The organism is Streptomyces sp. NPDC015125 (assembly GCF_043080045.1).
Lineage (GTDB): Bacteria > Actinomycetota > Actinomycetes > Streptomycetales > Streptomycetaceae > Streptomyces.
In genome coordinates, this window is the sequence record NZ_JBIBVF010000002.1 from 221,733 (window position 1) to 234,218 (window position 12,486).

Annotated in this window: 10 protein-coding genes, 2 pseudogenes and 2 riboswitches; of the genes and pseudogenes, 9 read left to right on the forward strand and 3 right to left on the reverse strand. The window is 69.8% G+C overall.

From position 1 onward, the window contains the following. Nucleotides 1-161: 161 nt before the first annotated feature. Nucleotides 162-390: riboswitch (cobalamin riboswitch) on the reverse strand. 185 nt (nucleotides 391-575) lie between these two features. Further along, nucleotides 576-777 (reverse strand): annotated as a pseudogene (locus ACF088_RS05990) (malate synthase A); the annotation flags it as partial. Between ACF088_RS05990 and ACF088_RS05995 the strand changes: the two are divergent. The 8 genes and pseudogenes from ACF088_RS05995 to ACF088_RS06030 all read left to right on the forward strand — a co-directional run. Next, nucleotides 767-928, forward strand: a pseudogene (locus ACF088_RS05995) (short-chain fatty acyl-CoA regulator family protein); the annotation flags it as partial. The pseudogenes ACF088_RS05990 and ACF088_RS05995 overlap by 11 nt on opposite strands. A gap of 99 nt (nucleotides 929-1,027) precedes the next feature. Then, nucleotides 1,028-1,214, forward strand: a riboswitch (cobalamin riboswitch). Nucleotides 1,215-1,411: 197 nt separating this feature from the next. Then, nucleotides 1,412-2,911, forward strand: coding sequence for a CoA-acylating methylmalonate-semialdehyde dehydrogenase (locus tag ACF088_RS06000; protein ID WP_392374185.1), 1,500 nt, complete (start codon nucleotides 1,412-1,414; stop codon nucleotides 2,909-2,911). Between the two features lie 5 nt (nucleotides 2,912-2,916). Further along, nucleotides 2,917-4,065, forward strand: a complete 1,149-nt coding sequence (locus ACF088_RS06005) for an acyl-CoA dehydrogenase family protein (protein WP_392374186.1) — start codon at nucleotides 2,917-2,919, stop codon at nucleotides 4,063-4,065. Continuing rightward, nucleotides 4,062-5,147 (forward strand): enoyl-CoA hydratase/isomerase family protein, encoded by a 1,086-nt coding sequence (locus tag ACF088_RS06010; protein ID WP_392374187.1) that lies wholly within the window; start codon nucleotides 4,062-4,064, stop codon nucleotides 5,145-5,147. The genes ACF088_RS06005 and ACF088_RS06010 overlap by 4 nt, the downstream gene beginning before the upstream one ends. Further along, nucleotides 5,144-6,097 (forward strand): 3-hydroxyisobutyrate dehydrogenase, encoded by a 954-nt coding sequence (gene mmsB, locus ACF088_RS06015; protein ID WP_392374188.1) that lies wholly within the window; start codon nucleotides 5,144-5,146, stop codon nucleotides 6,095-6,097. The genes ACF088_RS06010 and mmsB overlap by 4 nt, the downstream gene beginning before the upstream one ends. Further along, on the forward strand, nucleotides 6,094-6,885 hold the full coding sequence (locus ACF088_RS06020; protein WP_392374189.1) for an enoyl-CoA hydratase: 792 nt from the start codon (nucleotides 6,094-6,096) through the stop codon (nucleotides 6,883-6,885). Before mmsB ends, ACF088_RS06020 begins: the two co-directional genes overlap by 4 nt. A gap of 295 nt (nucleotides 6,886-7,180) precedes the next feature. Then, complete coding sequence (locus tag ACF088_RS06025) at nucleotides 7,181-7,441, forward strand: trypco2 family protein (RefSeq protein WP_392374963.1); 261 nt, start codon at nucleotides 7,181-7,183, stop codon at nucleotides 7,439-7,441. 704 nt (nucleotides 7,442-8,145) lie between these two features. After that, complete coding sequence (locus tag ACF088_RS06030) at nucleotides 8,146-8,292, forward strand: hypothetical protein (protein ID WP_392374190.1); 147 nt, start codon at nucleotides 8,146-8,148, stop codon at nucleotides 8,290-8,292. Nucleotides 8,293-8,295: 3 nt separating this feature from the next. On the opposite strand, the gene ACF088_RS06035 is transcribed toward ACF088_RS06030, so the two are convergent. Then, on the reverse strand, nucleotides 8,296-8,526 hold the full coding sequence (locus ACF088_RS06035; protein WP_392374191.1) for a hypothetical protein: 231 nt from the start codon (nucleotides 8,524-8,526) through the stop codon (nucleotides 8,296-8,298). A 209-nt stretch (nucleotides 8,527-8,735) separates the two neighbouring features. On the opposite strand from ACF088_RS06035, the gene ACF088_RS06040 reads away from it, so the two are divergent. Next, nucleotides 8,736-10,784: an N-6 DNA methylase gene (locus tag ACF088_RS06040; RefSeq protein ID WP_392374192.1), complete on the forward strand. Its 2,049-nt coding sequence runs from the start codon at nucleotides 8,736-8,738 to the stop codon at nucleotides 10,782-10,784. Nucleotides 10,785-10,857: 73 nt separating this feature from the next. On the opposite strand, the gene ACF088_RS06045 is transcribed toward ACF088_RS06040, so the two are convergent. Beyond that, nucleotides 10,858-12,369 carry a serine/threonine-protein kinase gene (locus ACF088_RS06045; protein WP_392374193.1) on the reverse strand — a complete coding sequence of 504 codons (1,512 nt, stop codon included), beginning with the start codon at nucleotides 12,367-12,369 and terminating at the stop codon, nucleotides 10,858-10,860. Nucleotides 12,370-12,486 lie beyond the last annotated feature (117 nt).

Here is a 12,486-nt window from a genome sequence, read left to right on the forward strand (position 1 = left end):
CTCTCCTTCGCGGATACGTTTCCTGAAAGTCCCGGAGACGGAACGAGGCACGCGAAGGGATGACGAACCGGACGGATCCACGGTGCACTCGCGACGCACGTGTCCGCCTGGTATGTACGCCGACCCGCCCTCGAGGTCACCGGGATATCCGTCCACACATGGGGTGTGCACGGGCAACGGGCAGGTCTTCGGACTCGCGGGCGCGCCTGCCGGAGTCTTCCGGCGGGCACCTACTGGCCGTCGCTTCCCGGATCCGCGGCCCGGATCCAGTGCGTATGACGGCGGTCGTTCCCACTCACCGCTGCGGGGCAGTCCCGGATTCTCACCGGGTTCCCTCTTACGACGCGGCCCGTCTGGCGGACGGGGCGAACCAATTGCCCGGCCAGCGTAGGACGTGGTGCCCGTATCGGACACCTCTGTTCACATGCCGGACTGTGAGTTGAGACACCGGCGCGACGGGATTCACCCGCGACAGGGCGCGGAACGGCTCCATTGGTCCGTTCCACGCCCCGTTCCGCACGCCCGATGGGCCCCTCGGCCCGGTGGCGATCCGGGCACCCTCAGCCCTGGTCGTAGGTGTAGGCCCGCAGGAAGGGCGAGGTCATGGTGACCTTCGTCCGGTCGGCGAGCGAGAAGTCCGGGCGGTGCGCAAAGGTCTATCAGGCTGAAGAGGTAGTCCCAGCGGTCGGCGTTGAGGCCCGCGCTGTGCTCGCGCGGCTCGTAGAGGATCTCCTCCATCGCAAAGGCCGTGGTGACCGTCTCGATCATCGACAACGCCTCCGCCGCCACCCCGATCGGCATGGGCTACCGCATTTGCGGACGCACCGACTGCCCGCAGCGGGCGGTACCACCGCTGGACCGCCGGCTAGCGGTGGACGAGAACAGCGGCACGTTCGTGCCGTACCCGACCACTGAACCGGACGTCTGACGGCGCGTTCGGCTGCCGGAAACACGCGGTGGCCGCCGGTGTCCTGGGTGCGGATTTCAGCGTGCGGTCCGTGGCGGGGTGGACTTACTAGGACGTCCAACTATATGTTCGGGGCAAGGCCCGCGGTGCAGGGAAGCCGGTGTGAATCCGGCGCGGTCCCGCCACTGTGACCGGGGAATGCGCTCCCCGAACAAGACCGGCCACTGACGGAGAAGTCCGTCGGGAAGGCCGGGGAGCGTGTGCTGATCCGGGAGTCAGGATACCGGCCGCGGGGTGTTCCGTGTTGTCCACGAGGATGGAGCAGACACGCATGGCACCGGTGTGCACCCACGCCCTCGACCGGCGAAACCAACGGCTACCGATCACCGACGGCTGACGGTCGCCCAGCCCTGCGCTTCTCGCGCTGCCCGCGCGCACGTCGTCCGGCGTCCGTGCCGGGCCGGCGCGCCATCCCCGGACTCACCTGACGGAGAGCAGGCTTTCATGGTCCGTGAACTGGCACATTTCATCGGCGGCAAGCACACCCCGGGCACCTCGGGGACGTACGGCGATGTGTACGATCCCAACACCGGTGAGGTGCAGGCACGTGTCCCGCTCGCCGGCCGCGCCGAGACCGAGGCGGCGATCGCCGATGCCGCCGAGGCCCAGCGCGAGTGGGGCGATCGGAATCCGCAGCGCCGAGCCCGAGTGCTGCTGAAATTCCTCCAACTGGTCGACGCGGAACGTGAGTCACTCGCCCGACTGCTGTCGTCCGAGCACGGCAAGACGGTGGCCGACGCCCACGGAGACCTGCAACGCGGACTGGAGGTCGTCGAATTTGCCGCCGGCATCCCGCATCTGCTCAAGGGCGAGTTCACCGACAACGCCGGCGGCGGGATCGACGTGCACTCCCTGCGCAGTCCCATCGGCGTCACCGCCGGCATCACCCCGTTCAACTTCCCGGCGATGATTCCGCTGTGGAAGGCCGCCCCCGCCCTGGCCTGCGGCAACTCCTTCATCCTCAAGCCGTCGGAACGGGACCCCTCGGTACCGCTCCGGCTCGCCGAACTGTTCGTGGAGGCAGGTCTCCCGCCGGGCGTCCTCAATGTCGTCAACGGCGGCAAGGAAGCGGTCGACACCCTGCTGGAGGACCCCCGGGTCGGCGCGCTGGGCTTCGTCGGCTCCACCCCGATCGCCGCGCACCTCTACGCCACCGCGGCCGCGCGCGGCAAGCGTGCCCAGTGCTTCGGCGGTGCCAAGAACCACATGATCGTGATGCCGGACGCCGACCTGGACCAGGCCGTCGACGCATTGATCGGCGCGGGCTACGGCTCGGCGGGGGAGCGCTGTATGGCGATCTCCGTGGCCGTCCCCGTCGGCGAGAGGACCGCGGATGCCCTGGTGGAGCGGCTGAAGGAGCGGATCGGGCAGCTGCGTATCGGCCGCAGCGACGACCCCGAGGCCGACTTCGGGCCGCTGGTCAGCCGGGACGCCGCCGATCGGGTGCGCCGCTACGTCGACATCGGCGTCAACGAGGGCGCCGAACTCATCGTGGACGGCCGCGGTTTCACCCTCGCCGGGCACGAGAACGGCTTCTTCGCCGGTGCCTCGCTTTTCGACCGGGTCACTTCGCAGATGCGCGTCTACCGGGAGGAGATCTTCGGCCCCGTGCTGTGTGTCGTGCGGGCCGCCGACTACGAGGAGGCGCTGCGGCTGCCCAGCGAGCACCCGTACGGCAACGGCGTCGCAATCTTCACCCGCGACGGCGACACCGCCCGCGACTTCACCCGCCGGGTCAACACCGGCATGGTCGGTGTGAACGTGCCCATCCCGGTGCCGGTCGCCTACCACACCTTCGGCGGCTGGAAGCGATCCGGTTTCGGCGACCTCAACCAGCACGGGCCGGACGCGATCCGCTTCTACACCCGCACCAAGACCGTCACCTCGCGCTGGCCTTCCGGGGCCAAGGAGGGCGCGAGCTTCACCATCCCGACCATGAAGTGAGCGCCATGACCACCACCATGCTCACCGACGACCAGCTCGCCCTCGTCGAGGCCACCCTCGACTTCACCCAGGACCACCTCACCCCGAACGCCGTGCAGTGGGACCAGGACAAACACTTCCCGGTGGAGGTACTGCGCAAGGCCGCGGGCATCGGCCTCGGCGGCATCTACGTCCGGGAGGAGGCCGGCGGCAGCGGGCTCAGCCGGGCCGACGGCGTCCTGATCTTCGAGACGCTGGCCTCCGGCTGCCCCTCCATCGCCGGCTTTGTCTCCATCCACAACATGGTCGCCTGGATGATCGACCACTACGGCGACGCCGCCCAGCGCGAACGCTGGCTGCCGAGACTGTGCGCCATGGAGGACCTGGGCAGCTACTGCCTGACCGAACCGGGCGCCGGCTCGGACGCCTCCGCACTGCGCACCCGCGCCGTACGCGACGGCGACGGCTACCTCCTCACCGGCGTCAAGCAATTCATCTCCGGCGCCGGCGCCTCGCAGGTCTACGTCGTCATGGCCCGTACCAGTGACGACGGCCCACGCGGCATCTCCGCCTTCCTCGTCGACAAGGACGACCCCGGACTGTCCTTCGGAGCGAACGAGAAAAAGATGGGCTGGAACGCCCAGCCCACCCGCCAAGTGGTCCTGGACGGTGTCCGAGTGCCCGCCGACCGGCTGCTCGGCCGGGAGGGCGACGGGTTTCGCATCGCCATGAACGGGTTGAACGGTGGCCGGCTCGGCATCGCCGCCTGCTCGCTCGGCGGCGGCCGCGCCGCACTGGACGGCAGCCTCGTCCACCTCGCCGACCGTGAGGCGTTCGGCGGGCGCCTGCTCGACGCGCAGGCCCTGCAGTTCCGCCTCGCCGACATGGCGACCGAACTCGCCGCCGCCCGCGCCTTGGTCCACCAGGCCGCACAAGCACTGGACCGCGGTGACCCGCACGCCCCGCAACTGTGCGCCATGGCCAAGCGGTTCGCCACCGACACCGGCTACTCCGTCGCCGACCGCGCCCTTCAACTGCACGGCGGCTACGGCTACCTCACCGAATACGGCATCGAAAAGATCCTCCGCGATCTGCGGGTGCACCAGATCCTGGAAGGAACCAACGAGATCATGCGCGTCATCGTGGCCCGCGGCCTGACGGAGGCACTTCGATGACCGGCACCGACGAGTCCGTCCTCCTGACCACCGAGGGCCGCACCGCCCGCATCACGCTCAACCGGCCCCGTGCCCTCAACGCCCTTACCCACCCGATGGTCGAGCGCATCGACGAAGCGCTGACCACCTGGGAACAGGACCCCACCGTCGAAACCGTGATCCTCACCGGCGCGGGGGAGCGCGGTCTGTGCGCGGGCGGTGACATCCGCTCCATCTACGAGGACGCGCACGCCGGCGGAAAAGCATCGGCAGCGTTCTGGCGCGACGAATACCGGCTCAACGCCCGTATCGCCCGCTACCCGAAGCCCTATGTCGCCCTCATGGACGGCATCGTGATGGGTGGCGGCGTGGGAGTCTCCGCCCACGGCGGCATCCGCATCGTCACCGAAAACTCCCGGATCGCCATGCCCGAGACCGGCATCGGCTTTGTCCCCGACGTCGGCGGCACCTACCTGCTGGGCCTGGCACCCGGCGAACTCGGCACCCATCTGGCGCTCACCGGCACACCGGTCGGCGCCGCCGACGCCCTGCTCTGCGGCCTCGCCGACCACTTCATCCCCGCAGACCTCCTGCCCCACCTCCTTGCCGACCTCACCACCACCGAGGTCTGGGACGCCCTGGAACGCTACGTGCGACAGCCACCGCCCGGCGTGCTCGCCGAACAGCGAGCCTGGATCGACTCCTGCTACCGCGCCGGCACAGTGGAAGAGATCATCACGCGCCTGCGCGCCCACCCTGCTCCCGAGGCCGCACGGGCCGCCGAGACCTTGGCCGAGAAGTCGCCCACCGCCCTCAAGGTCACGCTCGCCGCACTGCGACGTGCCCGGCGGCTCGGCCCCCTGGAACGCGTACTGGAACAGGAGTACCGGATCTCCTGCGCCGCCCTCTCCTCGCACGACCTGACCGAGGGCATCCGCGCCCAGGTCATCGACAAGGACCGCGCCCCCAAGTGGTCACCGGACACCCTGGCCGACGTCACCGACGCGGACGTGGACCGCTTCTTCACACCACCCGACCCGTCCGGACCCGAATCGGGACTCGGCCTCGCCCCACTCGCATCAGCGCAGGAGGTGCCCTGGTGAACGGCGACACCCGCACCATCGGCTTCATCGGCCTCGGACACATGGGCGGTCCGATGGCCGCCAACCTCGTCAAGGCCGGCCACCGAGTGATCGGTTTCGACCTGGTGCCCGACCTCCTCGCCGCCGCTTCCGATGCCGGAGTCAAGGCGGCCGCCTCCTCGGTGGAGGCAGCGACCGCAGCAGACGTGGTGATCACCATGCTGCCCGCGGGGCGTCACGTCCTGGACCTGTACCGGAACGAGGGGCTGCTGACCGCCGCCCGGCCCGGCACGCTGTTCATCGACTGCTCGACCATCGACGTCGCCGACGCACGCTCCGCCCACGAAGCCGCTGTCGCCGCCGGGATGCGCGCTCTGGACGCTCCCGTCTCCGGCGGCGTCGTCGGCGCCGAGGCCGCCACCCTCACCTTCATGGCCGGCGGCGCCCAGAGCGAGTTCGCAGAGGCCGAGCCGCTGCTCGCCGCCATGGGCGAGAAGGCCGTGCACTGCGGCGGGGCCGGCGCGGGCCAGGCCGCGAAGATCTGCAACAACATGATCCTCGGCATCTCGATGATCGCCGTCAGCGAGGCATTCGTCCTCGGCGAACGCCTCGGCCTGTCCCACCAGGCACTCTTCGACGTGGCCTCCACCGCATCCGGGCAGTGCTGGGCGCTGACCGTCAACTGCCCCGTGCCGGGCCCCGTCCCCACCAGCCCCGCCAACCGCAACTACCTCCCCGGCTTCGCCGCCCCTCTGATGGCCAAGGACCTCGGCCTGGCCGCCAATGCAGCACGCGAGAGCGGCGTACCCACCGAACTCGCCCTCAAGGCAGCAGAGTTGTACGCCGCCTACGCGGCCGGAGCAGGAGCCAACAAGGACTTCTCCGGCATCCTGCAAACCGTGAGGGGCAGAACCACCCCCGAGCACGGCCCCGCACCCCAAAACGACGCGAAGGGTGGTACCCCCGCATGACCCATCCCCAAGAGACGGCATACGAGACCATCCTCGTCGAACGCAAGGGCCGCACCGCACTGGTGACCCTCAACCGCCCCAAGGCTCTCAACGCCCTCAGCCTCCAGGTCATGACCGAGGTCGTCGCGGCCACCGAAGCCCTCGACCGCGATCCGGACATCGGCTGCATCGTCCTGACCGGCTCCACGAAGGCGTTCGCAGCCGGAGCCGACATCAAGGAGATGGCCCCCCAGAGCTATCTCGACATGTACCTCAGCGACTGGTTCGCCGCCTGGGACCGCCTGGGACAGCTGCGCACCCCCACCGTCGCCGCCGTCTCCGGCTTCGCCCTCGGAGGCGGCTGCGAACTCGCCATGCTCTGCGACATCCTGCTGGCCGCCGACACCGCCGTATTCGGACAGCCGGAGATCAAACTGGGCGTCATCCCGGGCATCGGCGGCTCCCAGCGCCTGACCCGCGCCGTCGGCAAGGCCAAGGCAATGGAGATGTGCCTGACCGGCCGCACCATGGACGCCACCGAGGCGGAACGCGCCGGTCTCGTCTCACGGGTCATCCCCGCGGCCAACCTGCTCGACGAAGCCCTCACAGTCGCCGAAACCGTCGCGGGCATGTCCCTCCCCGTCGCGATGATGGCGAAAGAGGCGGTCTCCCGCTCCTTTGAAACGACGCTCACCGAGGGCGTCCGCTTCGAACGGCGGCTGTTCCATGCCGTGTTCGCGACGCTGGATCAGAAGGAGGGTATGACCGCCTTCGTCGACAAGCGGCCACCGGAGTTTGTCCACCGCTGAGAGACGGAGTGCCTTCGGTGTGGGTCAGGCCGCAGGGGGCAGGGCCTACACCGAAGGGGACAACGCCGAGACCTCGGGAAGCTGATCGCTGACCATTTCGAAGTCAGGAGACGTCGAATTCGGAGTCGTACTGTGGTGCGACAACTAGCATCGGGTCTCCCCCCCTCCGGAGGCTGCGGAGGGGGGGACCGCGGCGTGCTGCATGCGCGATGAGCGACGTCCCCGATCTGCCGCCCGATGCCAAGCCGCCACGGTTCGCGAAAGGGAAACGGCATAGGTCGTCTGACAGGAAGCCATCCAAGCGACGTATGGCGAACTGACGGCTGCGGCACACGGGGGCGCCAATAAGCCCCTGCGCTTTCAGTACAGCAGCATTGAGCTGGAGATGGCCATCGCCATGAGCGACTCACGAGAGCGCCAGGGCAGACTGAAGGTCTGGGTCTTGGATGGCTTCCGTAAGCGGATTCGCGGCAAGACCTTGACGCACATGGTCTGGGGCACCATCGAGCCGCACACCTCCGCCGGGGGAGAGGTCGTCTACACGGTGTACGAGTGATCACCTCCAGGGCGCCTCGACCTGGTCCGGGTTCCAGACGTCCTCGCTGGTCGAGTCTGAGGTGTGGAGGTTGGGCCGTGGTGGCGGTATCGCACGACACCGCGGCCCAACGGGCCGATGTGGTCGAGCAGTGCTACGGAGCGCTGGGCCGATCCCGGTAGATCGCGGCGAAGTCGCAGGCGGCGTAGGTGCCGCTCGAAGCGCCGCCCAGGCGCAGGGTGCTCCGGCCTTCCGAGCGCAGCAGCTTCACCGCGACCGCGCGGTTGAGTTAAGGTCCGGCCCGGTCCAGACCTCGCGCCCATGCCGCCCCTGCCGAGGACGCCGGTCAGCTCGTACCGCTGTTGGATGACTCGTCTCACGTTCTCCCCCGACCCCGTGACCGATCAGCCTCGTCCGCATGCGCAGGCGCGCGGTGTGTCGTCCCGCTCCCCGGTGACGCGGTGTTCATCGCGTGCAGCACTGATGCCCGCCACGGACCCTGGGGAAGGGAAGACGGCCGCCGAGGATCCTCCGGGCCGAAGGCACGGGGCGTGCGCGACCCGGCGGCGGTGCCGGGCAGCCACGGTCGCAGGGTTGTCGTACACCTCCGCCGCCGAAGCCGGCCGTGCTTCCGGATCCTTGGCCATCAGGGCGGCCAGCAGTGCCTGCAGCCCGGCAGGCGCCTCGAGGCCGAGCCCGGCGAGGGGCGGCGGTGCGCCGTTGAGATGGCCACCGATCACGGTCAGCGGCTGATCGGAGCGCAGTGGCGGGAACGGCGGCAGACTGGAGAGCGGATGGTGCAGCAGGCAGCCGACGCTCTAGAGGCCGCTCCGGCCGTCCGGGGCCGGGTGTCCGGTGATCAGATCCGGTGAGGCTTACAGCAGATTCACCACCTGCCCGCCGGTCGACGCCAGCCCGGGACCGTCGTCCGACATCAGCTTCACAAGCCGAAGTCGAGGGATCTTCGTCACGCCGTCCCGCCGGATCATGACGCTCTCCGGCCTGAGGTCGCGATGGACCAGGCCCGCCCCGATGCTGCCCCGGCCGAGTGCGCGGGTGAGCCGGTAGCGGTCCTTCAGGGCCGTGCCCTCGTGGACGGTGTGCACGATCACTCTTGCCAGCCCTGGCGGAGCCACATGCGTGTGGGGTGCTGGTTCGCGGACACCTGCATGGATATGCGTGGCGCGAACCTGTGAACAAAGTCAACATGCGTTAGCCTGGCCTCGGGAGCGGGAAAGGTGCGAGGGGTTGCCTGCTCAGGCGCTCCCGCAAGCCGACTCTCCGGTTCCGCTCAGCCGACGCCTCTGGAGAAGTGATGACCTCGCCCCCCGCCGTTCCTGTGACCCTGGCCGAGATTGCCCGGCTCGCGGGGGTGGGACGGGCCGCCGTGAGCAACTGGCGCCGCCGCCACGACACTTTTCCGCCGCGGATCGGCGGTACCGATGTGAGCCCGCACTTCTCCCTGACGGACATCGAGAAATGGCTCAGGGAGAACGGGAAGATGGGGAAGGCCACGAGCCGCGAATGGCTCTGGCCTCGGTTCGAGGCCCTGGGTGACCGTGACGAGACCGGGCTCGCCATCGTCGCCGCGGGACGGCTGCTCGCCGGGAAGGAGAGCGACGGCGGCGGGCCCGACGACGCCGGATCGGGCCCGGTGCGGGCCGCTGTGGAGCTGGGGCGGCGCGAGGGTTCGTCCGACATCCTCACGTTTCTGCTGCGCCGCTGGCTGGACACGCACGTACGCCAGATCACCACCACTCCCGGGGTGCTGGCCGACCTCATGGCCGATCTCGCCCTGCGGGTGCGCGAGTCCGCCGCCGGTGAACATCGCGAGGACCCCGTCACAGTGCTCGACCCCGCATGCGGCGCGGGCCATCTGCTGGCCGCCGCCGCGACGGCCGTCCCCGCCGCGCTGAACCGGCCCGCCGCGCTTCTCGGCTGCGACCGTGATCCGGTGCTCACCGCTCTCACCGATATGCGGCTCGCACTGCTGCAGCGCCCCGGGGCGCCCGCGCCCGTGGTCGCGCCGGGGGATTCCCTCCGCGCGGATCCCCTCGTCGGTACACAGGCGGACATGGTGCTCTGCAACCCGCCCTCCAACGAACGAGACTGGGGGTACGAGGACCTCGCCACGGACACCCGGTGGGCGCACGGCATGCCGCCCCGCACCGAACCCGAGCTCGCCTGGGTGCAGCACTGCCTCGCCCGGCTCCGCCCCGGAGGCAGCGCCGTCCTGCTGCTGCCGCCGACCGTGGCCGCGCGCAAGGCCGGCCGGAGAATCCGCGGATCGCTGCTGCGCACGGGTGCCCTGCGGGCCGTGGTGGCGCTCCCGCCCGGATCCGCCGCACCGCACAGCGTCTCGCTGCACCTGTGGGTGCTGCGGCGGCCTGCCGCGGGGGAGAATCCGCCGGGTCCGGGGGAGCTCCTGCTCGCCGACGCCGCCGCGCGGTTTCCCCGGTCCGCGGCTCGGGAAAACGGCCCTGAGTGGGGCGAACTCGGCGCTTTCGTCCGGTCTGTCGTCGCCGACGCGACCGGCGGCGGGACAGCCGGCGGGGCAAGGGGCAGGTCGGCGGCCAAGGAGCCCGATACGACCGCCTGGGCCGCGCTCGTCCCCGTCATCGACCTCCTCGACGACGAGGTGGACCTCACCCCCGGCCGTCACATCACGTCGGCCTCGGGACACGCCGGACCCCGGCTCGCGGACTCCTGGACCGAGGTCGGCGAACTGCTCGACGGTCTCCGAACCGAAAGCGCCCGCCTGGCCGCCCTCGATCTGACCAGCGGCACGGCGGATCAGCCGAACGCCACCGTCGGCGAACTCGCCCGGGCCGGGGTGCTCACCCTCCGCTCTGGCCGCCATCCGGCCGAAGCGGCCACCCCGGAGCTCCGGCACGCGAGGATCCCGCTGCTGACCATCTCCGATCTACTGCTGGACAGATCCCCCGGCGGATGGGTGCACCCGGACGACGCCGTTGTCGTGGAATCCGGGGACGTGGTGGTCGTCGGTGTCTCCAGGGAGTTTTCGGCCTGGGTCCACGAAGGCCCGCCGATGGCGGTGGGCCCGCAGATCCACGCCCTCCGGGTCGACCCGGACGTACTCGACCACTGGTTCCTAGCGGGTTCGCTCAATGCGTCGGCCAACGCCCGCCACGCCGGTACCCATGCGTCGAGTTCCTCCCGGATCGATATGCGCCGACTCCAGGTGCGCCGACTCGCCCTGCCGGAGCAGCAGCGGTACGGCGACGCGTTTCGGCACCTGGCCGCCTTCGAGCGGCTGGCCGAACGGTTGGGGACCGTCGCCAAGGAGCTGGGACAGGACCTCGGCGACGAACTCGCGGCGGGACGCCTGGTTTACGGGAAGTAGACCAGGTCATGGGAGGCAGACACCTGCCGGGGAGTGCCGGACCGTGCCGGGTGCTCCGGCGGACCCAGTGACGTCACTCCCGCCCGGGCGTCGCACCGGAATCCAGTCCACCGTCCCGTGCGGCGAGCAGTTCGGAGATGCGGTCTGCCGCCTCGCGGCGCTCCGTCTCCACCTGCATGGCGTACGGCTCGGGCAGCGCCGCCGCCGTGTAACCGGCCTCGGTGGCCACGTTGATCGCCGCCCCGGTGTCGCCGTCGGACTCCAGCCGGCAGCGGGCGGCACGCAGCCCGAACACCGCCCGATCGGCCCGCTCCCGGGGGTTGTTGCCGCGCACCAGGTCGTCCGCGATGTTCTCGTAGAGCCGCGCGGCGGCACCGAAGTCTCCCGCGAGCCAGAGCCCCCCGGCGGTCAGCTCCCAGACCTGCCGGACCAGCGGGCGGCGTCCCCACTCCTCGCGAACGCGGGACACGAGCCCGGCGAGTTCGCTCACCGCGCCCCCGGGCTCACCCTCCTCCAACTCCCGCTCGGCCGCCGAGCAGAGCAGCTCGATCGCGTCCGGGTCCAGCCATCCCCCGTCCTCGTCGTCCCTGGTCCCCCCGGCCGGCTCCTGCTCGGGTGACCGGTTCGCGGCCGTGTTCTCGTCGAGCGCCCGGAAGGGGCGGGTGGGGTCGTTGGGGAGCCACGGCCGGGGCTCCGGGTCGCCGGGCCGGGGGGTGAACTCACCCAGGACATCGAGGATCTCCCGCATGGTCGGGCGCTGCTCCGGTTCCTTGGCTAGCCCCCGGAGCACGAGCTCGTCCAAGGCGTCGCCGATCCCCGCCGCGAGGTCGCTCGGTCGCAGCGGCGTCGTACGCAGATGCTGGCGCTCCACCGATCCATCCCGGTCATTGGTGACGAATGGGGGCCTTCCGGTGAGGAGTTCGTAGAACACGCAGCAGAACGAATAGACATCCGTGGCCGCGGTGGCCTCCTCTCCCTGGATCTGTTCCGGTGCCTGATAGCCCGGTGTGCCGAGGGTGGAACCCGGCTGGGTGAGGGTGGACTCGATTCCGAGCTGCTTGCCGATGCCGAAATCGATCAGGAACCCCACACCCCGCTCGGAGATCATCAGGTTCTCCGGCTTCAGATCTCGGTGCACCACGTCGCGCTCATGGGCATGGACGAGGGCGCCGGCGATCTGAGCGGCGGCGGATACGGCGACGGTGGGCGGTAACGGTGTGTACTCATTCAGGAAGGTGCGCAGATTGATCCCCACCACGTGGTACATGACCAGGTAGGGGACTCCGCCATGCGTTCCGAAGGCGTACTGCTCGGGGATGTTGGGGTGTCGCAGGAATGCGAGGAGACCTGCCTCGCGAATGAACCTGAGGCGCCGATGTCCGAGTTCTTCCTCCTGCTCCTGGGTGTCGAGCTGACGGAGGTCCTCGGTGTCCAAGCGCAGAAACTTCACGGCGACCTGTCGGCCGGTCTTTCGGTCGTGGGCCCGCCAGATCTGGGCCATCCCTCCCTTGCCGGCCGGATCGACCAGTTCGTAGCGGCCGTCGATCAACTCCCCCGCCCGCACGTCGTCCCAGCCCGCTTCCACCCTCTGTGCCCCTCAGTAGTCGACCCGAGTGCTCTGCCTGAAGGCGCAGCGTACCGTGTATCGAATGGGGATGATGTCACGTAACGACTTAGTTCACAGAGTGTGTCATGCTGTTTG